Annotated in this window: 17 protein-coding genes and 1 riboswitch; of the genes, 2 read left to right on the forward strand and 15 right to left on the reverse strand. The window is 35.8% G+C overall.

Features of this window, described 5'->3' with window-relative positions; genetic code table 11:
* Positions 1-162: 162 nt before the first annotated feature.
* The 15 genes from HMPREF2864_RS10190 to HMPREF2864_RS10255 all read right to left on the reverse strand — a co-directional run bounded on the left by HMPREF2864_RS10190 (position 163) and on the right by HMPREF2864_RS10255 (position 22,453).
* The gene (locus tag HMPREF2864_RS10190) at positions 163-1,455 is read right to left on the reverse strand and encodes an anaerobic C4-dicarboxylate transporter family protein (protein WP_037543327.1); all 1,293 of its coding nucleotides are present in this window, start codon (positions 1,453-1,455) and stop codon (positions 163-165) included.
* A gap of 168 nt (positions 1,456-1,623) precedes the next feature.
* The gene (locus tag HMPREF2864_RS12350; RefSeq protein ID WP_002460586.1) at positions 1,624-1,746 is read right to left on the reverse strand and encodes a hypothetical protein; all 123 of its coding nucleotides are present in this window, start codon (positions 1,744-1,746) and stop codon (positions 1,624-1,626) included.
* 65 nt (positions 1,747-1,811) lie between these two features.
* Positions 1,812-2,348: an anaerobic ribonucleoside-triphosphate reductase activating protein gene (gene nrdG / locus HMPREF2864_RS10195; RefSeq protein ID WP_002478539.1), complete on the reverse strand. Its 537-nt coding sequence runs from the start codon at positions 2,346-2,348 to the stop codon at positions 1,812-1,814.
* Position 2,349: 1 nt separating this feature from the next.
* The gene (nrdD, locus tag HMPREF2864_RS10200; protein WP_002492375.1) at positions 2,350-4,197 is read right to left on the reverse strand and encodes an anaerobic ribonucleoside-triphosphate reductase; all 1,848 of its coding nucleotides are present in this window, start codon (positions 4,195-4,197) and stop codon (positions 2,350-2,352) included.
* A 197-nt stretch (positions 4,198-4,394) separates the two neighbouring features.
* Positions 4,395-5,165, reverse strand: coding sequence for a CHAP domain-containing protein (locus tag HMPREF2864_RS10205; RefSeq protein WP_002478537.1), 771 nt, complete (start codon positions 5,163-5,165; stop codon positions 4,395-4,397).
* A gap of 387 nt (positions 5,166-5,552) precedes the next feature.
* Positions 5,553-6,773 carry an ArgE/DapE family deacylase gene (locus tag HMPREF2864_RS10210; RefSeq protein ID WP_070545601.1) on the reverse strand — a complete coding sequence of 407 codons (1,221 nt, stop codon included), beginning with the start codon at positions 6,771-6,773 and terminating at the stop codon, positions 5,553-5,555.
* Between the two features lie 304 nt (positions 6,774-7,077).
* Positions 7,078-7,677, reverse strand: a complete 600-nt coding sequence (gene cysC / locus HMPREF2864_RS10215; RefSeq protein ID WP_037545793.1) for an adenylyl-sulfate kinase — start codon at positions 7,675-7,677, stop codon at positions 7,078-7,080.
* Between the two features lie 14 nt (positions 7,678-7,691).
* Complete coding sequence (sat, locus tag HMPREF2864_RS10220) at positions 7,692-8,870, reverse strand: sulfate adenylyltransferase (protein ID WP_037545796.1); 1,179 nt, start codon at positions 8,868-8,870, stop codon at positions 7,692-7,694.
* 22 nt (positions 8,871-8,892) lie between these two features.
* A complete protein-coding gene (locus HMPREF2864_RS10225; RefSeq protein WP_002460596.1) occupies positions 8,893-9,792 on the reverse strand; it encodes a sulfite exporter TauE/SafE family protein in 900 nt (299 codons plus the stop codon).
* A gap of 17 nt (positions 9,793-9,809) precedes the next feature.
* On the reverse strand, positions 9,810-10,421 hold the full coding sequence (locus HMPREF2864_RS10230; protein ID WP_070545604.1) for an NAD(P)-binding protein: 612 nt from the start codon (positions 10,419-10,421) through the stop codon (positions 9,810-9,812).
* 20 nt (positions 10,422-10,441) lie between these two features.
* On the reverse strand, positions 10,442-11,221 hold the full coding sequence (gene cobA, locus HMPREF2864_RS10235; RefSeq protein ID WP_002460598.1) for a uroporphyrinogen-III C-methyltransferase: 780 nt from the start codon (positions 11,219-11,221) through the stop codon (positions 10,442-10,444).
* A gap of 23 nt (positions 11,222-11,244) precedes the next feature.
* A complete protein-coding gene (cysI, locus tag HMPREF2864_RS10240) occupies positions 11,245-12,963 on the reverse strand; it encodes an assimilatory sulfite reductase (NADPH) hemoprotein subunit (RefSeq protein ID WP_012990699.1) in 1,719 nt (572 codons plus the stop codon).
* A gap of 20 nt (positions 12,964-12,983) precedes the next feature.
* Positions 12,984-14,828, reverse strand: coding sequence for an assimilatory sulfite reductase (NADPH) flavoprotein subunit (locus HMPREF2864_RS10245; RefSeq protein WP_070545606.1), 1,845 nt, complete (start codon positions 14,826-14,828; stop codon positions 12,984-12,986).
* 132 nt (positions 14,829-14,960) lie between these two features.
* Positions 14,961-15,692: a phosphoadenylyl-sulfate reductase gene (locus HMPREF2864_RS10250; RefSeq protein ID WP_002460603.1), complete on the reverse strand. Its 732-nt coding sequence runs from the start codon at positions 15,690-15,692 to the stop codon at positions 14,961-14,963.
* 314 nt (positions 15,693-16,006) lie between these two features.
* The gene (locus HMPREF2864_RS10255) at positions 16,007-22,453 is read right to left on the reverse strand and encodes an SdrD B-like domain-containing protein (RefSeq protein WP_070572216.1); all 6,447 of its coding nucleotides are present in this window, start codon (positions 22,451-22,453) and stop codon (positions 16,007-16,009) included.
* A 495-nt stretch (positions 22,454-22,948) separates the two neighbouring features.
* Positions 22,949-23,051, forward strand: a riboswitch (TPP riboswitch).
* Between the two features lie 122 nt (positions 23,052-23,173).
* On the opposite strand from HMPREF2864_RS10255, the gene HMPREF2864_RS10260 reads away from it, so the two are divergent.
* Both HMPREF2864_RS10260 and HMPREF2864_RS10265 read left to right on the forward strand, forming a co-directional pair.
* Positions 23,174-23,923, forward strand: coding sequence for a 3-oxoacyl-ACP reductase (locus HMPREF2864_RS10260; RefSeq protein ID WP_002460605.1), 750 nt, complete (start codon positions 23,174-23,176; stop codon positions 23,921-23,923).
* A 91-nt stretch (positions 23,924-24,014) separates the two neighbouring features.
* A complete protein-coding gene (locus HMPREF2864_RS10265) occupies positions 24,015-25,325 on the forward strand; it encodes an LLM class flavin-dependent oxidoreductase (RefSeq protein ID WP_070545620.1) in 1,311 nt (436 codons plus the stop codon).
* Positions 25,326-25,372: the final 47 nt, after the last annotated feature.

Consider the following 25,372-nt stretch of genomic DNA (forward strand, 5'->3'; position numbering starts at 1 on the left):
TATATTGGCAGTAGTTGACTGGATTGAAAATACGTTTATACCAAGCTTTTTTCAATCCCAGTCAACCTTGCCAGGGCGAGACTAGGAATTCATCATGAATTCTGTCTCGCCCCCTATTTTTCCTAGGAATGATGTTCTAGATTCGTAAATAATTTACTACTATTAATAACCTAATATTGCTTTAATTGAAAAACCAATAAGCACTGACACCGTAATCATAAAGAATCCAGGAATAATAAAGCTGGTCACTTTAGTGCGCTTCGTTTCATCTAAATCAACTGCAAAGAGTAAAGTAGGTTGTGCTGGGATGACAAAGTTCACATTTATCGTTTGCACCATAGCGACAAAAAACATTGGTGGGATACCTATACTAAGAACAATAGGAAACATAATCGAAGCTGTTGCAGTCTGTGATATAACAACTATCGCTACAATAGAGACTAAAAGAATAACTAACCATGGTGCTACTTGAATCACAGCACCTACATCTTCCTTTAAAATTTTTAAATTTTGAGGTGCATTAAATACCGTGGCACCTAACCATCCAGGTCCAAGAACCGCAAATAAAGCACCTATAGCTGATTGTGTAATGTGTGATGATAAGATATCCGTCGTATCAATTTTATTTAATAATAGATTGATCGCAGCAGCTAAATACATAAAGAATTGAACAATTTCAGTCATCGTTACTTCTACTGACTTACCATCTATATTAAAGCTTGGCATCAATTGCGGAAAAATTCCAAATGTTAATATCCCGACTACACATAATAAGAAACTAGCCACACCAATTTTTACTTTTGATGGAAACGTGGTTGGTACTTTGACTTCTAAATCTTTCAATTCAAAACGTTGTGCTTGTTCTTTTTTGCGTCCAGCCAAAGTACAAAATACACTTAATAGCAACATTGTCAAAATTGCTGTAGGAAAAACAACACTTAAATATTTGCCCATACTAATGTCATAACCTGCTAACACCGAGATGATATAAGCTGTAGCTGCAGCTGCAGGACTACATAGTAATGCTAAGTTTGCTGTCAATACAGAGGCAATCAAAGGGCGTCTAGGTTGAATACCTGCTTTCATTGCTGTTTTCGCAATAATCGGTTCTAATGATAAAGCAATATTCGCAGTACCAATACCAAAAACAAAGATAAAGACAATAATCGGTGAAATAAAAATAATAGATTTTGGATATTTTTCAATCACTTTAGAAGCTAAATATACTAAATAATCTATACCGCCTGTTGACTGGAGTGTACCCCCAGCAATACCAATAGAAAGAATAATTAAGACTGCTGTAACTGGAGCAGATCCAGGGGGTAATTGAAAAACAAATATCATAATGAGTTGCGCCACAATTGCGAAAATACCACAACCTAAAGCGCCTGCAGTTCGTAATCCTAATAAAATAGCTGCAATCATAATTCCTATTTCTATGGCAAAAAGAATCATAATCTTAACTCCTAACACAATTTCTTTGTGATATTTTTAACATTAAATATTTTATCACTATAGAATGCAAAAAGTATACAAAAATGTATATATATTTGTCTTATAATAACTTAAATTGTGACAAAAATAAAAGAGATGCGTCACTTCGACGCTATCCCTCTTAAATATTTATTTATTTTGTGATGATTGTTTTTTCTGGCGCTGTTTGCGATAGTGACGTTCTTCTAATATTGAACCAACAATCAAACCAATAGCTATGAGCCATTGCCCGATGATGATGATTAACTTCATATACATCACTCCTATGCACCTTAAGTCATGCACTTATACTATTTGTATTCCCTATTACTTTATGTTTAATCTTCTACATAAATGACTGGGGTTCCTTTTTTTAAGGATGCTGGAACATTAATGACACGTTGATTTAATGAACCTTTATAAGCTAAATTAGGCTGAAATAGCGCTTGTATAAATGGACCGTCTACTAAGACATCAATCAAAGATAATAGTTGATGTCTTATTCCTGCATCATGACTTAAATATTCATACAAAAATCCTGTCCATACCCACAATGATTTGCGGTGTCCAAACTTTTGACGAAAGGCACGAGCAACTTTCAAGGTAATATCAACATTACAAAATGGTTCACCACCGAGTATACTCAATCCAGCAATATAGTCCGGTTCACAGTAGTGCAAAATTGCTTCAAGCGTTTCATCATTAAAGGGTTCGCCGTAAGTAAAACGTTGAGCAGCTACATTGTAACATCCTTCGCATAGAAAGGGACAACCTGATACATACATGCTGACGCGAACGCCTTCACCATCAACAAAACTATGTTGTTCAATTTTGGCAATATAACCACGACCTTCTGTAACGTCAAGTACACTCATTTTATTTTGGTTCCTTCATATGTTTAACTCTTGCGCAAATTTCTTTTTGACGTCCTTCAATCACAGGTCGTTGTACTGGATTTCCTAAATAACCACATGTTCGTTTGACCACATCTACTGTTTTAGGATCATGATTACCACAATGTGGACATGTATATCCTTGAGCAGTTGTTTCAAAATCTCCTTCATAGCCACATTCATAACAACGATCAATTGGTATATTTGTTCCTAAATAACCAACTTTATCGTAGGCATAGTCCCAAACCGCTTCAAGCGCCTTTAAATTATGATTTAATTTTGGATATTCGCAATAGTGAATAAATCCACCGCTTGCGTAGTATGGATAATCCTTTTCGAAATCTATTTTTTCAAAAGGTGTAACATCTTTTCGCACATCATAATGAAATGAATTTTGATAGTACCCTTTATCCGTAATATCTGGTATAGAGCCAAATCGTTCATAATCTAAGCGGCAAAAACGGTCTGTCAATGATTCGCTCGGTGTACTATAAATACTGAACCAAACGTCCGTCTCTTCCGTCCATTCTAATTGATAATCCTTCATTTCTTTTAATATATCTAATGTAAAGGCCTTGGCATCTGGATTTGTTTCCCAGTTTGGACCATAAAATACAGTAGCTGCTTCGTATAACCCAATATAACCCATAGAAATCGTAGCACGGCGATGTTTAAATAAATCTGTAACATCTTCACCTTCTTGTAATTTATATTTAAAGGCGCCACTTTTATACAAAATCGGAGCATTTTCAGGAACCGCTTGTGCAACACGCTCAATACGATAAAGTAAGGCTTCATGTAAAATATCCATACGCTCATGGAAAAGTCGCCAAAACGTTAACTTATCGCCTTGAGACTCAATCGCAATACGCGGAATATTTAATGTTACGACACCTAAATTACATCGACCACTATTCTCAAATTGTCCTTGAGCATCACGCCAAGCTGGTAAAAATGAACGACAACCCATAGGTGCTTTAAAATCACCTAAAATATCAACCAGTGTATCGTAGTTTAAAACATCTGGGTACATGCGTTTCGTTGAGCATTTTAAAGCGAGTTGCTTAACATCATAATTAGGGTCTTCTTCGCTAAAATTAACGCCTTTTTTTATCGTAAAGACTAATTTTGGAAAGATTGCAGTAATTCTATTTTTACCTAGTCCTTTGATACGTGTGTTCAAAATTGCCTGTTGAATTTTTCGACTTAGTTTATCTGTTCCTAAACCAAATCCAAGTGTTACAAATGGCGTTTGACCGTTTGATGTGTACAATGTGTTTATTTCATACTCTAAACTTTCTATAGCATCATTAACATCTTTAGTTACTTGTTGATCTACATAATCTTCTATAGCATCTGCTCTAACAAATGTTTCAGCAACTTTGCGGTGATGTGCTTCATTATGTCGTGCATATGTACTAAGTAATTCATCAACACGGTCGACCGTGCAGCCACCATATTGGCTACTAGAAACATTGGCAATAATTTGTACAAGTTGTGCGGACGCCGTTTGAATTGATTTCGGTGTAGTGACATTGGCGTTCCCAATCTCAAACCCATGCTGTAACATTGATGTTGCATCAATTAAGCAGCAGTTTGTTAAAGGTTGGAATGGGTGATAATCTAAATCATGAAAATGTATATCTCCATTCTTATGTGCTTGTGCGACTCTTTTAGGTAATAAATGTTGTAATGCATATGACTTTGAAACGACACCTGCTGTTAAATCACGCATCGTTGAAAATGTATTGCTATCTTTATTGGCATTCTCATTTACAATTGCTGGATCTTTGGTAATGAGACCTTGTAATTCAGCTTCAAGTTGTTTCATAAAAATCATTCCATTTCTATATATAGTACTTATATTAAACTTATAACACTATATATAGTATTTCAAATAAAAACCCACATGTTAACATAACTGTCAAAGAGTTGTTAATAATCCTTGAACTTTGAGCAGCAGACAATAAAAAATCCTACAATATTGTTGAAGCACAATATTGTAGGATGAACCGTTCAAATAGTTGATTATGAGATGTAATTGTAAGAGCTTGCTTGACTTGCTGAAATTGTACGTGTAGAGACAACGCCAGGTCCGCCATTGTAATTCATTTCTGATACTTTAACTGAACCATCACTATTGACTTTTTCAACATAAGCGACATGACCATATGCACCTTGAGATGTTTGCATTACCGCACCTTGTTTTGGTGAATTGCTAACATTATAGCCTTCTGATGCAGCTGCGCTAGCCCAGTTACTTGCGTTGCCCCATGTAGAGCCAATTTTTCCGCCTACTTTATCAAAAACGTAATACGTACATTGACCTGCTGTGTATAGGTTCGAGCTTGATCCTGATTTACCTGAAAATGCTGAACCACCACTAGTATTTGAAGCATGACTTGATGGTGCTTGTGTAGTTGTTACTTTAACATTTCTATCAGAAGTTGAATAGCTAGCACCTAATCCGCCACCATTGTTTGCGTGATATGCTTGAGTTTGTGGCTGATAGTTTTGACTATATTGCGTATTGTAGTTGTAGTTTTGAGTGCCTGCTGTGTTTGTATAATTATATGAATAGTATTGACCTTGTTGTGCTTGGTTTGGACTCCAATTACCTTGCCAAGTGTAGTGATAATTACCTTGTTGGTCAATTGTATATGAATAGCTATAAGAATATGGATCATTTGGATTATAACCATTATTGTTTTGTTCAGCAGCGTGTGCGTCATGACCTCCTGCGAGTGCAATTGTTGCAAATCCTGCTGTTGCGATTGTAGCTGTAGCGATCTTTTTCATAATTAAATATCCTCCTAAATTCATTTAAATAATGATTTCTTTATCTCGTGGCTACCTTCAAGTTACAAAACATGATTAATTTTTTCTCGTTGTTTCAACGACAAATCACACTCTATCAGAAAAATAAGCTGCTGTGTGCGTTGTTAATATTTTGTAAAAGAATCATAATAAACAGTCGTTCGATGTAAAACTCATAGCTATTTTGTAACAATCTCTAACAACGATGATGTTGGGAATGATAGACATCATAATCAACAGATTATTACATTTGTTGTAATAAAACTGATAATTGATTTCACGTTAATGACATCAAAAACAATTAAATTTATTCATAAAAAAACTATGAAGACATTTATTATCAAATGTTTCTTCATAGTTAAGTTTCTTTTAATTACTCTTTTTGTTTAAATAATCAACAATGACATGTTGATACAAATCAATAAAATCTAAATAATGCTGTTTATCTATATATTCATTCGCTCGATGTGCTTGTCGCATAAAACCAGGACCGATAATGGTTAAGTCTACATTATCTATACCTTTTAATAATTCTGATGCATCTGTCGCACCGACAAGCGCTGTAACTGTTAAATCATCTTTATATTCAGTAAATGACTTCACTAACAAATTATCTTTGTTGCTATAAACAGGGGCATGATTCGTAGTGATTTCCATTGATAATTGTGCCTGATCCACTTCATACAAAGTTTCTTCAAACAATTGTATGATTGCTTCATTATCATATTCTGGAATTGTACGTATATTAAATTCTGCATATGCACTTTCAGGTACTGTATTAAACTGTTCCCCACCATAAATAATTGAGTTAACTATAACTAAACCCTCAGCAACATTTTCTAATTTTCTAAGCTCCTTATCATTAAACTTATCACCAAAGTAATCTTTAATTAGCGGTGATACGTCTAATGAATGTTTATTATCATTATTTTTAATATCTTCATATTTTTCTTTGATTTTTTGTATATATCTAATTATGTCATCTATTGCATTATGTCCTAAATTAGGTAACGAACTATGCGCGGCAACACCCTTAGCTTTAATTTTAATACCCATTGAACCTTTGTTAGCATAGTTTATATAATGATCACTTGGTTCACCAATAATCAATCCATCCAAATCATCAACGTAACCTTTATCACGAAATAACATTGATCCTGACATTTCTTTTTCTTCAGCTGCTGTTGCTAAAAGACGGATGGTACCTTGTTGTAACAAATTAGAAGCTTTTATTTCTATCATAGCAATGACTAACGCAGCAAGGCCACCCTTCATATCAGATGTACCACGCCCATATAATTTCCCATCTTGTTCATGTAATTCAAACGGGGGGTACATCCATTGCGCTTCATCACCTGCGTCTACAACATCCATATGTCCAGATATACCAATGACAGGTCTACCTGACCCAATTTCAGCTACTAAATTTGAACGTTTACCTTCAATTTCAATTATTTTTGATTCAATATCATAACGTTGTAGTAATTCTTTCAAATAATAGCAAATCTCGATTTCATTATTATTCTCTGTATTGATATTAACGATGTCTGCTAAAATATCTATTCTTTCCTGTTCAGACAAAACAGTCATTCATATCGCCTCTTCTAACTTTAATTTAACGTTTCTTAAATTATTCACACTATACTTTTTTTCTAAACATTTTTCATGTGCGTCTCACTTATATGACAACACGTTTTGCAACAATCTTATTTCTATAATTCATTATCTTTGTAATTTACAGATTTTCAATTTCATCACATGTTCAGCAATAATGCATTTTTAAACACGTTAGTACAAATGAATCCATCAGTAAATGATAATACTTTATGTGTTATTTCTCGTTCCATAAACAAAGCATAGAAAGTAAATTGGCTTACTCTCTATGCTTCACTTATTAAAGATATTTATTATCTGTCAAATAATTAAGAATGTGTGCTACAGCTTGTTCCACACTTTGCTGTTCAGTATTAATTGTAATTTCTGGATGATACGGTGCTTCATAAGGCGCGCTAATACCGGTAAATTCTTTGATTTCCCCTGAACGTGCTTTTGCATATAAACCTTTAGGATCTCGCTTTTCACATTCTTCAACACTACATTGGGTATAAACTTCAATAAATTCCCCGTCTTCTAATATATTCCTTACGTCATCACGGTCGACACGATATGGAGAAATAAAGGCTGTGATTGCAATCGTCCCTGCATCAACAAGCAGTTTACTGACTTCACCAATGCGTCGAATATTCTCTTTACGATCCTCTGGACTGAAGCCTAAATTCTTGTTTAGACCGTGTCGCACATTGTCTCCATCTAAACGATAAGCATGTTTTCCTAATTCAAACAAAGCTTGCTCTAATGCGACAGACACTGTTGACTTTCCAGAACCAGATAGTCCTGTAAACCAAATGACTGCACTTTTATGACCATTTTGCTTTTGTCTATCTGCTTTTGTTACTTCTGAATCGTGCCATGTAATATGACTTGATTGACTCATGTTACTTCCCCCCCTTAATGTTGTTGTAACCCTTTGATTAATACTTCAGCAACTTCTGGTCGTGAAAATTTGGTTGGTAATGCTTCTCCATTGCGTAATTTTTCTCTGACTTTTGTACCACTTAAATGAACATGTTGTGTCGCATCATGTGGACATGTTTTAGCCGTAGCCATATTGCCACATGCCTCGCAATAAAACGCATGCTCGAATTTTAAAATTTGAATATCTAATTCATCTTCAAATTGAGAAATAAATTGTTGGGCTTCATATGTACCATAATAATCGCCAACACCAGCATGATCACGTCCAACAATAAAATGTGTACATCCATAATTTTTGCGTACAATAGCATGTAGAACTGCTTCTTTTGGCCCTGCATAACGCATTGCTGCTGGATAAATAACTAATCGAGCACGGTTTTTAGGATAATAATGTTTTAGTATCGTTTCGTAACTTTCCATACGTACATCTGCTGGAATATCATCTGCTTTTGTTTCACCTACCAATGGATTTAATAATAAGCCATCTACAATTTCTAAAGCAGATTTTTGAATATATTCATGTGCGCGGTGCACTGGATTTCTTGTTTGGAAACCGACAACCGTCTTCCAACCTAAATCATGAAAAAGCTGACGTGTTTCGTGCGGATCTAAATGGTAATCCGCAAATTTATCATGCTGTGGACGCTTTAATAATTGAATTGGTCCCGCTAGATATACATTTCCTTTGTCATAAACTTTCTTCACACCAGGATGTTTTACATCGGTCGTACCATAAACAAGCTGAGCCTCTCTTTTCTTATCATACGTGTACTTTTCGGTAAGCTTTAAAGTGCCATATAGTGCTCCATCTTCACCATATAAAGCAATATGATCACCAATTTCAAGCTTTGATGCAACATCTTCTGTAACTGGTAATGTAATAGGAATACTCCATACTGAACCATCTGTTAAATGCGTCTTTTCAATAACTTGATTATAATCTTCTTGCCCCATAAAACCAGTTAAGGGGCTAAATCCGCCAATAGCAATTAATTCTAAGTCTGAAATTGCCCATGGATTTAATGTAATTGCTTTATACGATTGTGCTGCTTGACTCAACTGTGTTCGTTCTATACCTTCAACGACTCGATTAATAAGTACGCCACCATGTGGTTTGATTGTATAATGAAGTATATCTTTTGAGACTGACATAAAACAAAACTCCTTTATCCAATTAATTATATTTGTTTACTCGGTTTTTCTTGTAAGAAAAAGATAACAATCTGTTGCGAATGGCAACAAAAATGATAAGTACTAAAATACTACAAATAATTGCGAATCTTATGACATTTATGATTGTGCTATTGTCGACAAAATAACTTAATAAAGCATTACTATTGGTAAAAATAATCAAACCACCTACGCATATCGCTAATATATTAATGGGCAATATTTTTGTTAAGTATGCTGAAATAGGTGCAGCAGCCATGCCACCAATACTTAATGCAACAACAAGCCACCAATTAATTTGTGTTATTCCTAAAAATAAAATAAATGATAGCGATGTGGCTAATGTTACGAAAAATTCACTGGCTGATACGGTACCAATCGCATAACGAGGTTGTATCTTTTTACTAGATAATAATATGGGTGTGTTGACTGGTCCCCAGCCACCGCCACCAATCGCATCTAATAAACCAGCAATCGCACCTTGCGGAATTAATTTCCAGCCACTTAATTGACCAACATGTTCATGTGTTTCATGCTGACGACGAAATAAAAATTGATATAAAATATAAAATCCCATTGCTAATAAAAATATTGCAATATATGGCTTAATAACACTACTGTGAATATGTGTTAAAAATGCCGCGCCTAAAAATCCAAAGATTGCACCTGGAATTGCTAACTTTAACATGGTCGATCGATGGACATTATCAAACTTCCAATGCGATGTTCCTGACGCTGCTGTTGTTGCTATTTCAGAAAAGTGAACCGTTGCTGACACAATCGCTGGTGTAATACCATATGTTAATAAAATGGAGGACGATGACGCACCGAACCCCATGCCTAATGATCCATCTACAAGTTGGGCCAAAAATCCAGCTAATGCAAAAATCAACAATTTTTTCATAAATTAAGTGCCCCCTATTATTCAGCTTGTGCTTGGAGCCATCCTAAAAATGCTTGTTGCTTATCAAGATCTAAATAGTCGTCAGAGACGATCTTTGCCAATAATGCTTGTCGATAAGATGGCTCAATATTTATTCGTTTGAGCGTCTGTCTACATTGATATAAAAATTCAACGTATTGCTCATAGCGTTCATCATACGTGTGGCTAAGTTGTTCAATTATTTGTATCCCTAACTTTGGACTTGCGCCTTGCGTGGCTACGCTTAGTGTTAATTTACCTCTTTTTAATATATTAGGAATAGTGACATTGCCAGACGTTGCATCTTCAGCATTATTGAATAAACAGCCTGGAGGTACCAGCGCTTTAACTTGTTGATTAACAGCCTTATTATTTGTCGCAGCAACGACTAAAAATGCACCTGCTATATCAGCGGCGTCAAATTCTTTTTGATGCCAGGTGATTTGTCCAGCATTTATTAAATATTCTAATGACGAATGAACTTGAGGACTAATGATATGAATATCTTGGCAGTAGTCGATAAAATTGGAAGCTCGTCTGGCAGCAACTTGCCCACCTCCGACAATTACAATGCGTTGTCCTGCTAAATCAACCATAAGTGGCATATTCATATCTTTATCCTCCTGTTAATTTATTTAGAATTCACTTGTGAATAGTCCATTCTCATCTGTTCAGTTTGTTCCGTAAACCATTGAATTTTATCATGCATCTGTACGACTTGACCAATTACAATCATAGCTGGATTTTTAATATTTTTAGCTACTTCTGTTATTGTACTCAATGTGCCAGTGACCGTTTGTTGATATGCTGTTGTACCTAAGTGGATTAATGCAACAGGGGTATCAATAGGTTTACCGTATTTAATTAATAAACCACAAATTTCAGACAAACGTTTAACACCCATATATATACATAACGTTTCCGGTCCATGTGCGAGATGTTCCCAATAAGCAGCTTTAGTCATTCCTGGCTTATTCACTGCAGTCACAAAAGCGACAGATGAACTAAAATCTCTATGCGTCACTGGAATCCCCGCATAAGCTGGCGCAGCAATTCCTGCTGTAATACCAGGTATAATTTCAAATGCTATATGATGTTGCGCTAATATTTCCGCTTCCTCACCACCACGGCCAAAAACAAAGGGATCTCCACCTTTCAAACGTGTTACTGTATGACCTTTTTTAGCTAAGCTCACAAGCATTTTGTTCGTTTCTGACTGTGGCAACGACTGTCTATTAGGATCCTTTCCGCAATAAAACAATTTTGTACCTGCCGTTGCGTAATCCAAGAGTTCCCTATTGACTAAACGGTCGTATAAAATAACATCCGCTTGTTTAATTGCCTTTAAACCTTTTACTGTAATCAGCTCCGGGTCACCTGGACCCGCACCAACTAAGTAGACTTTCCCCATATTAACACCCTCTTTTTAGCTGATTAGCTATGAAAATCTTGACCAGAATGCACTTCAGCAATAACGCCTGAACGAATGACGAAATCACCGAAATGTTCGCCCTCTAAACGTGACTTACCGTAATCCATTAATATTGGTCGCAAACTTGCTAAAATTTGTTGTTCATCAATATTTTCTTTATACAGTTTATTCAAACGTTCTCCTTTGAAACCACCACCTAAATACATATTGTATTTTCCTGGTGCTTTCCCAATAAATGCTATTTCTGCCAATGCCGGACGTGCACAACCATTTGGGCAACCTGTCATACGAATTGTAATGTCTTCTTCACTAACACCTGCTTCATCTAGTAAATCTTCTATTTTACCAATCAATGAAGGTAGGTAGCGTTCTGACTCAGCCATAGCTAAACCACATGTTGGAAATGCAACACAAGCCATAGAGTTACGTCGTAAACCTGAATAGTGTCTACCATCTGTTAATTGATAACGTTCAATAATATCTTGTATATCCTTTTTATGTTCTGGAGACACATTAGCAATAATTAGATTTTGATTGGGTGATAATCTAAAGTCTCCTTGATGTACTTCAGCAATTTCTCGCAAAGCAGTTTTCAATTTATAATCTTCTAAATCTTTAATACGACCATTTTGAATAAACAGCGTAAAATTCCAATTGTGTTCTCCTTGAATCCAACCAAGACGATCACCGTTATGCTCAAATTTAAAGGCTTTTGGTTCTTGAATTTCCCATCCAAGACGTTGATTTAATTCTGTTTTGACTCTCTCAAGCCCTAAACGATCAACGGTATATTTAAAGCGTGCATTTTTTCGGTCTACACGATTACCATAATCACGCTGAATCGTTAAAATCTTTTCACAAACATCGACCACTTCTTCTTTAGGTATATAACCCAGTAAACGCCCGATTTGTGGATAGGTATTTTTATTGCCATGTGTCATACCCATACCACCACCAACTAAGACATTAAATCCTATCAACTCATCATGGTCAACAATAGCTATTAAACCAATATCTTGTGAGTAAACATCAATATCATTGCTTGGCGGTAAAGCAATGCCTATTTTAAACTTACGTGGCAAATATGTTTTACCATACATCGGTTCAACTTCTTCACTTGAATCCAACACCTTTTCACCATCTAACCATATTTCATGATATGCATTGGTTTGCGGTAATAAATGATTACTGATTGCTGCTGCATAATCATTCATTTCTTGATGAAAACGTGATTGATACGGATTAGGATTACACATTGTATTACGATTGACGTCCCCACATGCAGCAATCGTGTCTAGTAATGCATCATTTATATGGCGCATAGATGCTTTTAAATTACGCTTTAAAATGCCATGAAATTGGAATGTTTGGCGTGTTGTTAATTTCATTGTGTGATTACCATATTGATTTGATATGTCATCCATGGCTATCCATTGTTCTGGTGTAGCTGTCCCTCCAGGAAGACGTACACGGATCATAAAGCTATACGCTGGCTCAAGCTTCTGTTTTCGCCGTTCGTCACGCAAATCCCTATCATCTTGTTGATAGCTACCATGAAATTTCAGCAACTTAGTGTCATCATCGGAAATAGCACCAGTTAACGGGTCTGCTAAACCTTGTTCAATCGTGCCACGTAGATAATTACTATCATCTTTGATGTATTCTAATTGATCGAGTTTTTGATTTAATTCTTGCTCAAGTTGCTCATTCGATTTTGCCATTGAATCCCCCTGCCTTTCTTTTAATATACGTCCCGTTGATAACGCTTATCTTTCTTAAGTTGTTTTAAATATGCTTCTGCTTCATCTTGACTAAGTCCCTGTTCTTTTACTAACACATCTTTGATGGCTTGATGCACATCTTTTGCCATGTGTTTTTCATCACCGCAAATATAGATAGATGCTCCTTTTTCTAACCACGCATTAAACTGTGCACTGCGTTCCATAATACGGTGTTGGACATATATTTTGTGGTCTGTATCTCTAGAAAAAGCCACATCCATTTTTTCTAAGTATCCCTCTTTTAACCATGCTTGCCATTCAGTTTGATATAAGAAGTCTGTTGTAAAATGCTGATCTCCAAAGAATAGCCATGTATTACCTTTAAATCCAAGCTCTTCACGTTCTTGCATACAAGCTCTAAAAGGTGCGACTCCTGTTCCTGGACCAATCATAATAATAGGCGTATCCGCTTCTGTTGGAAACTTAAAATTTGGATTACGTTTTAAGTAAATTGGTACCGTATCTCCTGGCTGAAGACGCTCTGCAAATTGAACTGAACAAACACCTGAGCGATTTCGTCCGTGAGCTTGGTATCTCACTGCACCTACCGTAATATGTACTTCATCCGGCGTTGCTTTATAGCTACTTGAGATGGAATATTCTCTTGGTGGCAACTTACGTAAAAGCTGTGACAAGTTTACAGGTAGCAACTCATCCGTTCCAAAATCATTAAGTAAATCAATAAAATCTCTACCATTGATATACTGTTGAACCCATTCATTATCTTGAACTTTGTCGCTCAAGTCATCATTGTCAAATATGGCTGCTGCTTGTTGTAGCAATGGCTTCGTTAACTTAGTAATTTCAAAATGACGTGTTAATGCATCGGATAACGTTAATGTATCACCATCTTCAGATACAGGAATCTGTTCTTCTGGATCCCATCCTAATGTTGCGATAAGCAAATCAACGACTTGCGGATCATTTTGTGGTAATACTACAATGCAATCGCCAGGTTCATATTCTTCTCCAAAATTATCTAGCAACAATTCAACATGTCGTGTTTCTTTATTTGAACCTTTGCCATTTAAATTAATATTGTCCAAAATTTCTGCTTCATATGGATTACTCTTAGAATACTTTCGTTCTTTAGCTGCTTTAATTGATTCACTTATAACTTGTTCACTTTCTGTACCACTTGACTCAGTATCAATGGCTTTAATGACGTTAGCCATCCATTTTTCCGCATCTTCGTCATAATCAATGTCACAATCAATACGTTCATATAAACGTTCTGCGCCTAATTCAGCTAGTTTTTTATCAAAATCTTTACCTGTTTGGCAGAAAAATTCATAAGTTTGATCTCCTAAAGCTAGGACTGAAAATCTAACACCTTCTAACTTAGGTGCCTTTCTACTATGCAAGAATTCATGAAATTCTAGCGCATTATCTGGCGGGTCACCTTCTCCATGTGTCGATGTGACAATAAATAAATCTTCTACTTTCTTAAGTTCTTTTGTTTTGAATGTGTCCATACTACTTATTACAACGTTATGACCAAGATTCGTTAGACGTTCGCTAAAAATTTCAGCTACACCTTGCGCATTCCCTGTTTCTGAACCATAAAGTACCGTAATACTGCGCTGTGTTGGTTCTATCTCCGGTTCATTGCTTTGAATAACTGCTTCAGCTTTTGTTGAGAGTTGTTCACTTTGAACCGATGAATTGGTTTGTATTGTCTGTTGATTGGCAATTAAATAGCCACTAAGCCATACCTTTTGTTCAGGTGTTAACGTAGCAATAACTTCACTAAGTTGTTTGGCTTGTTCTACAGTAAATGGACTGTTTGTTACACTTAAACTCAATCGTTCCACCTCTTATCAATAATTACTATTTTATTTATCTACCCTTCTATTATGAAATAACCGTGTATAACTTTCCAATGTTAATTTTATTTAAAATTCATATCAGAATAATAAGAATAAGTAGTGAAATTTTTATGGCTTATCTGCTACGTGTAAGCCACATTCTGTTTTGGAAAAGCTCGACCATCTTCCTGCACGGGAATCATCTGAATCAAACACTGGAGAAGTACAAGGAATACATCCAATACTTGGGTAATGCTGATCATGTAAAGCATTGTAAGGTAAATGATTATCATTGATATAGTCCCAAACTTCTTCTTCCGTCCAATAAATCAAAGGACAAATTTTTATTGATTTAAAACGTTCATCTTTATTAATGAAATTCGTGTGTGCTCTTGTTGGGGATTGAGCTCTTCTTAATCCAGAAATCCAAGCTACTGCGCCAGATAAAACTTCTTCTAGTGGTTTAATTTTTCGTATATAACAACATTGGTTGGGATTTGCTTTCCATAGTGCGGGTTGATATTTTTCTGCTTGTTCTTCAAGTGTGAGGTCTGGTTTCTTCATTTCGATACGTAATTGAGGAAAACGTTGTTTTACATCTTCTATTAAATCGTATGTTTCTTGAAAATGTAAATCTGTGTCTAAAAATACGATTTGGGCATCAGGTTTAATCTGACTAATAATATGAATGAGCACCATGCTTTCTGCACCAAAACTACATGCATACACGATCGACTCACCATATGTGTCATACGCCCACTTTAAAATGTCATATGCGCCTTTTGTTTCTTCATCTAGTGTTAGCTTTTCTATAAAAGGGTCCTCAGAAAATACATCGTAAGTTATTTTAGGTACTGACATCGTATTGTGATCCCCCCTCCATTTTTGCAACAATGCAGTTAATACCTATCTGAATTGTCAGAATTATATGCTAATACTTTAACGATATTTATAACTAAAGTCAAGCTTATCTCTAATATTTATTTGTAATTATTTAAAATATTTCTATATCTAAATAGATATGACTTCTCTCTTAAAAACGAACTGAACTCATTTTATAAAAAACAGGCATGGGATAAAAGATTTTCAACCTTTAGTTTCCCATACCTGTTTGATCACTTCAGAAACTACTATACTATAACGAATCTCATATAATTAACGCTATTTAATGATTGTTATTGATGATGATGTTTACGACGTCTTGCTAAGAACAATATTGTTCCTGAAATTGCAAATAATGATCCAAAGAATGGAGCTTGATAACCATTGTCATCAACAGCACCTGTTGCTGGCAATTCTTGCTGTTTTTTATCATTGTTTGATTGTGTCGTATCATGAACTTGCTGTAAATGACTCGTTGTTTTATAGTTCACATGTTTCATTGTACTAGTATGAACTGATTTGTTCGGTTTGCTTGGTTCACTTGGTTTGTTTGGTTCGCTTGGCTTGCCTGGTTCGCTCGGTTTGTTTGGCTCGCTTGGCTTGCTTGGCTCACTTGGCTTGTTTGGCTCATTTGGTTTGCCTGGTTCACTCGGTTTGCCTGGTTCACTCGGTTTGTTTGGCTCACTTGGTTTGCCTGGTTCGCTTGGCTTGCCTGGCTCATTCGGTTTGTTTGGCTCACATTTACAAATACAAGTTGTTCCATCTTTGAAGACAAAGACAATGTTGCCTTCAACGTTAACATAAATATTTGTGATATTAGATGTATTGTATATGTTTTGACGACTTACTTCTTTGCCATTACCATCTTTAACAATAATCGTGATGCCAATTTGCTTACCATTTTCGTCTTTAATTGGCTGTTGTTCAATGCTTGGTGTTTTACCATCTTGGCCGTCTTTGCCATTTACAATAACTTGGCGACTGATTTCTTTACCATCACCGTCTTTAACAATGATAACAACACCAACTTGATTTCCTTTTTCATCTTTAACTGGTTGTTGTTCAATGCTTGGTGTTTTACCGTCTTGGCCATCTTCAATAAAGGTTTGACTAATTAATTTGCCACGGCTACCGTCTGAATTCATTTCATAGATATAGATGTAAGAACCAGATTTACCATCTTTTGTACCACGTTCTGTTATGGCAGTAATTGATTTACCATCTACACCATCTTTACCGTCCTTGCCATCTTTACCTTTTTCACCGTTATAAATATTTTGACGACTGATTTCTTTACCATCGCCATCTTTAATAATCACAGTAATACCAATTTGTTTTCCATCTTTATTTAAAATTGGTTGCTGCTCCACATGTGGAGCCTTACCGTCTCTGCCATCACGTCCATCTTGACCATTTAAAATCGTTTGACGACTGATTTCTTTGCCATCACCATCTTTAATGATCACAATGATACCGTTTTGATTGCCTTCTTTGTCTAAAGAAGGTACCTGCTCTATCGTTGGGGTCTTACCGTCTTGACCATTGTGAATATCTTGACGACTCACTTCTTTACCATCACCATCTTTAATGATCACAGTAGTACCGATTTGTTTACCATTTTTATCTAAAATTGGCTGTTGTTCAATAGATGGTGTTTTGCCATCTTTACCGTCTTGGCCATCACGTCCATTATAGATATCTTGACGACTGATTTCTTTGCCATTTCCATCTTTGACAATTACTGTCACACCAACTTGTTTTCCGTTTTTATCCAAAATCGGAAGTTGCTCAATTGTTGGGGTCTTACCATCTTGGCCATTTTTACCTTTTTGGCCATCAGCAATAAAGGTTTCACTGATTAATTTGCCACGTGTACCATCTGGATTGGTTTGATAAATTCGGACGTACGCTCCAGTTTGACCATCTTTATCTCCACGTGTAGTTTCGGCAGTTACTGACTTACCATCTTGACCATCAACACCATCTCGACCTTTTTCGCCATCAGCGATAAATGTTTCACTAATCAATTTACCACGTGTACCATCTAGGTTCATTTCATAAATTCTAATGTATGAACCTTTATGGCCATCTTGAGTACCACGTTCTGTAATTGCAGTTACAGATTTACCGTCTTGACCATTAGCACCTTTTTGACCATCTTGACCATTTAGAATTTTTTGACGACTAATCTCTTTACCGTCTCCATCTTTGATAATGATAGTTACACCGATTTGTTTTCCGTCTTTATCACGAATAGGCTGTTGCTCGATTGTTGGTGTTTTACCGTCTTTGCCATCAACACCGTTTTTACCGTCAGCACCTTTTTGACCATCAGCAACGAACGTTTCGCTAATTAACTTACCACGTGTGCCATCTGGATTTACTTCATACACACGTATCCATGAACCTGTCTGATTATTTTGTTCTCCACGTGCCGTTACTGCAGTAATAGATTTACCATCTTGGCCATTCGTCACTGTTTGACGCCCAATTTCTTTACCATCACCATCGCGTGTAATAATAGTTACACCGATTTGCTTTCCATCTTTATCTAATGCTGGCATTGTTTCAACTGTTGGTGTTTGACCATCCTTACCAGGAGTACCATTTTTACCATCTTGGCCATTTAGAATGTTTTGACGACTGATTTCTTTACCGTCTCCATCTTTGATAATAATTGTGACTCCGATTTGCTTTCCATCTTTATCTTGAATGGCTTGTTGTTCTACAGATGGCGTCTTACCATTTTCACCTTTTGCACCGTCTTTGCCATTTAAAATATTCTCTTTACTAACGACGTTCCCATCACCATCTGTTACCGTGATTGTTACACCAATTTGGTTACCAGAACTGTCACGTATTGGAGTTTGTTCGATTTTTGGTGTCTTACCGTCTTCGCCTTTTTCACCTTTTGCGCCATTTTTAATAAACGTCTCACTGATAAGTTGGCCTTTAGTGCCATCAGGATTCAACTCATAAACGCGAATCCATGCACCAGTGTTTCCATCAGCATCTGTACCAGGACGTGTTTCCGCTGTTATAGATTTTCCATTCATGCCATTTTGTCCATCCTTACCATTCTGACCATCTGAGATAAAGGTTTCACTGATGAGCTTGCCACGACTACCGTCTGGATTTCTTTCATATGTTCTAACATATGCGCCTGTTTGATCATTTTGTCTACCACGTTCTGTAATGGTTGTCACAGATGTTCCATTTTGACCATCTTTACCATTTAAAATATCTTGATGTGAAACTTCTTGACCATCTGGACTTAGAATAGTAATCGTCGTTCCGATAATCTTACCCTTTTCATCTTTTATAGGCGTTTGTTGGATTGATGGTGAACGTCCATCTTTACCATCTTGGCCTTTCACACCATCTTTGATGAATGTTTCAGAAATCATTGTGCCGCGACTACCATCTGGATTGACCTCATAGATTCTAATATATGCGCCTTCTTGACCATCTTTTGTACCACGTTCTGTATTTGCAATGACTGACTTACCATCTTGACCATTCTGACCATCTCGACCTGCAGCGCCTGTATCTCCTTTTTCGCCCTTGTCACCCTTCGTTCCTGGGTCTCCTTTTTCGCCTTTTTCACCTGGATTTCCTTTTGCTCCATCTTGACCATTAAGTACTTTTTGCGTATTTATTACTTTACCATCACCATCTTTAACAGTGATTGTAACCCCAATTTGTTTGCCTGAGCTATCGGTAATTGGTGTTTGCTCAATTTTAGGTGTTTTACCATCTTCACCTTTTTTACCATCGACACCATCTTTACCTTTAGGAATCGTAATAGTTGTACCATCACTAAATTCCACAATAGTATCTCCATTTTGATTAATATAACTATTATTTATTGTTAATCCTTTAGGCTGTTGACCTGGTAGTTCCTTTGTTGAACCATCTTGATATGTCACAGTATACGTATTTGTTGTTGGATTATACGTTATATTTTTAACACCTGTGTTATTATCCAAGTTATATTCAAAAATAGCATCTTGTGACTGGTATATATGATCTCGGCGTACTTCTTCAAAATAATAGCCGTCTATTTGCAGTAATTTTGAAGCATCTTTCCCAGTCAAATCTGGATGATAGCCTAATTGTTTATAATATACACGATCACGACCATCTTTACCTTGTTGTGCAAGTTGGATTGTATTCTTAGGTAACTTAGTGTTAACACGAACAGTATTTTCATAACTTTTATCTTCTACTGTAATTTCATAGTCATCTAATTTAGGTGCATCCGGCTTGTATAAACCTAAATCATTAGAATAATCATTTTCAGTTAATTGAATTGGTACTTCATCGCCATTAGAATCTTTAGTTACATCTGTACCTACTTTTGATGGTGATAATGTATAACCATCAGGTGTAATAAATTGAACTGTATAGTTACCAGATTCTAATTCGTAAAAGCCATATTTGCCATTTTTGTCGGTTACAGTAGTTGCAATTGTACGTCCCTGTTCATCTTTCAATAATACAGTTACGCCGGCAAGTCCTTTTTCTCCGTCATCTTGAATGCCGTTTTTATTCGTATCATTCCAAACGAAGTCTCCGATGTTATAAACAGATTTATAAAATCCGGCATCAACTGTCATGTTGTCATCATCTTGAATTGTAGCTTTAGCAACATATTTTCCATTGACTAATTGTGCATCTGAGTCGACTGCATCATTGTTACTTTGATCTGCTTTGGTTAACGAATATCCTCCATTAGGAGTTGAATATTCTAAAGTGTACTCTCCATTTTTTAAATTTTTAAACTTATAGTTGCCGTTCTCATCCGTTGTCACTCTGTCAATTTCATTTCCGTTAGCATCTTTTAAAGTAACATAAACGTTAGGTATGCCTTCTTCTCCTATATCTTGAATGCCATTTCGATTTTTGTCATTCCAGACAGTGTCGCCAAGTGAATATTTACCTGTTTGTTGACCACTACCAGTTGAATTGTCTCCAGCAGAACCTTGTGTAGTACTTGCTGCCCAAATTGTTGGATTATTTTTATCATCGTTAGTTATTGAAAACGTTGAACTTAAGTTACCATTGTCAGTTGTAGGTTCTACTTTTTCAGCAATAATATAACGTGTTTTACCGTCTAAATTTCCTAAAGAAACATTTACAGTTGAGCGATTATTATCATATGTAATTGTTTTTGATGATGTAACATCTGTTACTTTACTTGAAGTTAAATCGGGTGCGAAACTGTTGACCATTGCTGAAGGATCATTCACTTTATAAACTTTTATTGCATCTGTGCCATCTATGAGTTTTCCATTCATTGTTGTACTATGATATTTCACATTTTTATATGTTTTGCCTGGCTCATTAATATAAATGATTCGATACTGTTGGTTTGTTTTTGGATCTCTGTAAAGCGTTGATGCATTTAAAGGGTTATTCTTATTATCACCATAATCAACAATAATATTTTTATTGAAAGAAACATTTCCAATTTTTACGTCCATATTATATGATCCTTTATCATTGATGGCATTCTCTCGTTTAGCAGTTGCAGCTATTTTAAAAGATCCCTGAATATTATCATATTGGTCAACGTAATTTGTAAACGTGTAGGTTGTTTTATTCGTGTTACTATCATATTTACCTTTAGCTATAATTGCACCATTTGCATCTCTTAATTCTGTGTCCGATGATGGTAACGAAAATCCTCCAGGTCTAATATATTGTCCATAGCCTATCGTAAATGTATCTCCACTTTTAACGCTATTGTCAACGGTATAATCTGCTTTTAAAGATAAAATATCTCCAGAAGTCACCCATAATTCACGTTGACCACTAGCATTTGTATGTGCAGTTCTACCTTCCACTGCTATATCTATATTTGAAAATTTAATTTTGTCACTCACATCTTTACCTGTTGGTGTAGCTGCCGCTAATGCTCTTACTCTATAATTACTACTCAATGCACGCGTTGTTGGAGATGTTGAAGCAGCTGCAGTTACAGGAGTTGCAGGGGTTCTAACACCATAGTCAGGGTTTGTAATGTCTGCTTTTAAGGCTTCTGCCACAATTGTATTATCTAAATCTCGTTTAGAACGTGGCTTAAAAGCTTTCTTAGTAACTAGTGAAGCTTTAACTTGTTCTTTCGTTTGATGGTTCACGCCAATTTGGCTCAATTTTTTATCAGCATATTGTACATGTGTCTCATTCGTATTGATGGATACAGCTTGGTTTGTAGCTGATGCATTTTGAGCAGCTGTTGCTAACTTTTCTGAACTTTCTTGTTGTTGAATTGTCGATTTATGATTTTGATGTTGTCTAGCTTCTTTTTCTGTTGATTTGTTTGCAGTATCTTTATGCGAGACATTGTTTTGATTTGATGTTTGTAAATCTTTTGCATGCAGTGATTGATTTTCTGTTATCTGCTGGTTTGTTGAAGATGGATTTTCAGTGTGATCTATCGTTGTTTTATCTTGAGTGCTTGGTGACGTGGCGTTAGTTTGAGAAGAAACATTATTATTTGTTGTTTGTTCTGTGGTTACTGTTGTATCAGCTTGAGAACTTTCTTGTTCATCGCTATGGTTTTGAGATATGGATTGTTGTTTTTCAGCTGCTTCAGCTTCATGATGCCCTAAGAAAAGTGTGGCACCTACTAATATTGAAGCTGTACCTACTGTAAATTTTCTGATTGAATATTTGTTTAGTTTGTTTGGGATAAAATCCATGCGTTGTGACGAGTTTCTCTTTCTGTTAGTCATTCACTGACCTCCTATAGTTGGTTAAAATAGTTGTCATTGCATATCAAACTCTATTTTATTTCCTAGATGTATATGAGAATTTTGATATATAGTACAAAATAATTATAATAATACATTTTAATCTATATAATTAGAGTAATAATACAATGATATATGAATTATAACAGATTTATCACTATTTAATATTACGCATTTTAATTATATCAAATGTTTTTTAATCATAATTTCTCTTAAATATTCTTTTCAAGTACAAAATGTATATTAATAGAAAGTTTATAGTTACATTATTTATCTTCTAATATAAATTTTTTATATTCTAAGCAGAGATTATTCCTCTATTTTCTCGTTACAACTTAAAAAGCCTCAACAATTAGTCATAAAATCCTACTTGCTGAAACTAATATTGTTCTTCTTTCCTTAAATGTTTACGTGATTACTAAATTAATGTATCTTGACAATGTGAATGAAAAGTTTTAAATTGAAATTAAAGTTAAATATATGCACTAGGGGTGTTTTTATAACTGAGAATAGGCGTGGCCTTAAACCCTTTGAACCTGATCTAGTTGATACTAGCGTAGGAAAGTGTGTGGAACCTAATATTAATATGTCTAATGGCCTCTTTTATTTTGAGTCCGTTATTTATGATAGTTTTACGTTGCGCAACTTTCCTAGTGAAGGTTGCGTATTTTTTCTTTAATATTCTTTATAAGGAGGTTCACAATGGCAAAAACTGTATTAGTAACTGGAGCTAGTCGTGGCCTTGGTTCTGTTATAGCACGCACTCTAGTCGCTAAAGGATTTCAAGTTGTGATTAATTATAATCAAAGTCAAACAGCGGCCGAACAGTTAATGCAAGAGCTAGGAACTCAAACTATTGCATTACAAGCAGATGTTCGTAATCGTGAGCAAGTGAATGCGATGGTAGCTAGTGCAATCGATCATTTTGGACATATCGATGCTGTTGTTAACAATGCATTAGTTAACTTTAAATTCGATCCTGACGCACAAAAATCCTTCAAAGATTTATCTTGGGATGATTATCAAGCACAACTAGATGGAACCTTGAAAGCAAGTTTTAATGTTATTCAAAGTGTACTACCTCAATTTATTGAGCATAAACAAGGTTCTGTAGTAAATATCGGTACAAATTTATATCAAAACCCAGTTGTTCCTTATCATGAATATACAACTGCAAAAGCGAGTATTATCGGTTTTACTAGAAATATTGCTGCTGAACTTGGTCAATATGGTATCACTGCTAATGTCGTCTCAGGGGGCTTACTTAAAACAACAGATGCCAGTGCAGTTACGACACCGGAAGTATTTGATTTAATTGCAAGTACAACACCGTTACATCAAGTTACAAGCCCGCAAGATGTTGCCAACATGGTTGTCTATCTATGTTCAGATGAAGCTAAACAAATTACAGGACAAAATATAACTGTAGATGGTGGCTTAACAATGAATTGATTGTCCATTTGAACGCCATTATTAATTTTAAGAGTTGGACACTTCTAACCCAATAATCGTTATAAATGTAGCTGTATTGGAGTGTATATATATGTATCAACAGCAACAACGTCAAATGCATATTGGCGTCTTAGTTTATGGTTGCGGTCATCATCAAGCAGCTTGGCAAATGCCTGATTCTGCAGTTGAACGGCTTGGTGATGTTTCATACTACCAAGAGTTAGCACAACTTGCTGAACGAGGTTGTTTAGATATTGTCTTTTTCGCAGACAATCAATCCTTTAATGCCAATGACTCAAGCGCAATGCCTGCCTTTTGGTTTGATCCACTCATAAATTTAACAGCCATATCACAAGTAACTCAGTACGTCGGTCTGGTCCCAACTATTTCGAGTACATTTTCGGATCCTTATACTGTTGCCAGACAATTGCTTAGTCTTGACCATATGACAGGTGGACGGGTTGGTTGGAATTTAGTAACATCGATGACTGATATAGAAGCACAAAATCATAGTATGACAGAGTTACCTAATCATGAAGCTCGCTACGCTCGTGCACAAGAATTTGCTGCAGTCATGCAACACTTATTTACAAACTGGAAGGCAACAGATATTGTTGCCGATAAAGAGCGTGGTGTTCTCATGAATGCGTCTCAAATTAAACCGATAGAATTTAATGGTAACTATTTTCAAGTGAGAGGCCCAATCTCTACACCTCAGAGTCCACAGGGGCGACCGGTTAATATGCAAGCTGGTGCTTCTAAACAAGGCATCGCACTTGCCGCAAGATATGCGGATGCTGTGTATGCAGTATCATGGAATTTAACTCAAGCCAAAAGGTATCGTGAGCGATTAAAGCAGGCATTATCACAAACGGCTGAACCACAACGTCATATGAAAGTATTTCCTGGTTTAGTTACTTATGTAGGACAAACAAAGGAAGAAGCTTTAGCGAAGAAAAAACGTTTAGATGCACAACTTCCTGTGAAAACAGCGTTAAAACAACTTAGCTTTTTCATTCAACAAGATTGTCAGGATTGGAACTTAGATGGTCCGGTTCCAGAGTTACCTCCAATTGAGACTTTTGAAGGTCCAACTGGTCGTTATGAAACAGTACTTGAAATCATTAAAGATAAACAACCTACTGTTCGAGAACTGTTGGGTTATCTCAATGCAGGTGGTGGACATCTTACATTAATCGGTACACCGAAAGAAATTGTAGATGAGATGGAGCTTTGGTTTAATGAAGGCGTAGCAGACGGTTTTAATTTAATGCCACCATCTCTGCCGCATAGTTTGAACGATTTCGTGACTTATATTGTCCCGGAATTACAACAACGAGGCTTATATCGTAAAAGATATCAAAGCCATACTTTAAAGTCACATTTAGACATTAATTATTAATTCATTTATCCATACCTAATATTTTATCCATATAATAGAAAAAGAAC

Source organism: Staphylococcus sp. HMSC059F04 (genome assembly GCF_001812565.1).
Classification (GTDB): Bacteria; Bacillota; Bacilli; order Staphylococcales; family Staphylococcaceae; genus Staphylococcus; species Staphylococcus lugdunensis.

Bases quoted from the DNA above. Each gene is read 5' to 3' on its own strand.
- HMPREF2864_RS10210 (WP_070545601.1), bottom strand. From the start codon at position 6,773: ATGACTGTTTTGTCTGAACAGGAAAGAATAGATATTTTAGCAGACATC.
- sat (WP_037545796.1), bottom strand. From the start codon at position 8,870: ATGTCAGTCTCAAAAGATATACTTCATTATACAATCAAACCACATGGT.
- HMPREF2864_RS10255 (WP_070572216.1), bottom strand. From the start codon at position 22,453: ATGACTAACAGAAAGAGAAACTCGTCACAACGCATGGATTTTATCCCA.
- HMPREF2864_RS10205 (WP_002478537.1), bottom strand. From the start codon at position 5,165: ATGAAAAAGATCGCTACAGCTACAATCGCAACAGCAGGATTTGCAACA.
- cysC (WP_037545793.1), bottom strand. From the start codon at position 7,677: ATGAGTCAATCAAGTCATATTACATGGCACGATTCAGAAGTAACAAAA.
- nrdG (WP_002478539.1), bottom strand. From the start codon at position 2,348: ATGAGTGTACTTGACGTTACAGAAGGTCGTGGTTATATTGCCAAAATT.
- HMPREF2864_RS10260 (WP_002460605.1), top strand. From the start codon at position 23,174: ATGGCAAAAACTGTATTAGTAACTGGAGCTAGTCGTGGCCTTGGTTCT.
- HMPREF2864_RS10190 (WP_037543327.1), bottom strand. From the start codon at position 1,455: ATGATTCTTTTTGCCATAGAAATAGGAATTATGATTGCAGCTATTTTA.
- HMPREF2864_RS10225 (WP_002460596.1), bottom strand. From the start codon at position 9,792: ATGAAAAAATTGTTGATTTTTGCATTAGCTGGATTTTTGGCCCAACTT.
- HMPREF2864_RS12350 (WP_002460586.1), bottom strand. From the start codon at position 1,746: ATGAAGTTAATCATCATCATCGGGCAATGGCTCATAGCTATTGGTTTG.
- HMPREF2864_RS10250 (WP_002460603.1), bottom strand. From the start codon at position 15,692: ATGTCAGTACCTAAAATAACTTACGATGTATTTTCTGAGGACCCTTTT.
- cysI (WP_012990699.1), bottom strand. From the start codon at position 12,963: ATGGCAAAATCGAATGAGCAACTTGAGCAAGAATTAAATCAAAAACTC.
- cobA (WP_002460598.1), bottom strand. From the start codon at position 11,221: ATGGGGAAAGTCTACTTAGTTGGTGCGGGTCCAGGTGACCCGGAGCTG.
- HMPREF2864_RS10230 (WP_070545604.1), bottom strand. From the start codon at position 10,421: ATGAATATGCCACTTATGGTTGATTTAGCAGGACAACGCATTGTAATT.
- HMPREF2864_RS10265 (WP_070545620.1), top strand. From the start codon at position 24,015: ATGTATCAACAGCAACAACGTCAAATGCATATTGGCGTCTTAGTTTAT.
- nrdD (WP_002492375.1), bottom strand. From the start codon at position 4,197: ATGAAACAACTTGAAGCTGAATTACAAGGTCTCATTACCAAAGATCCA.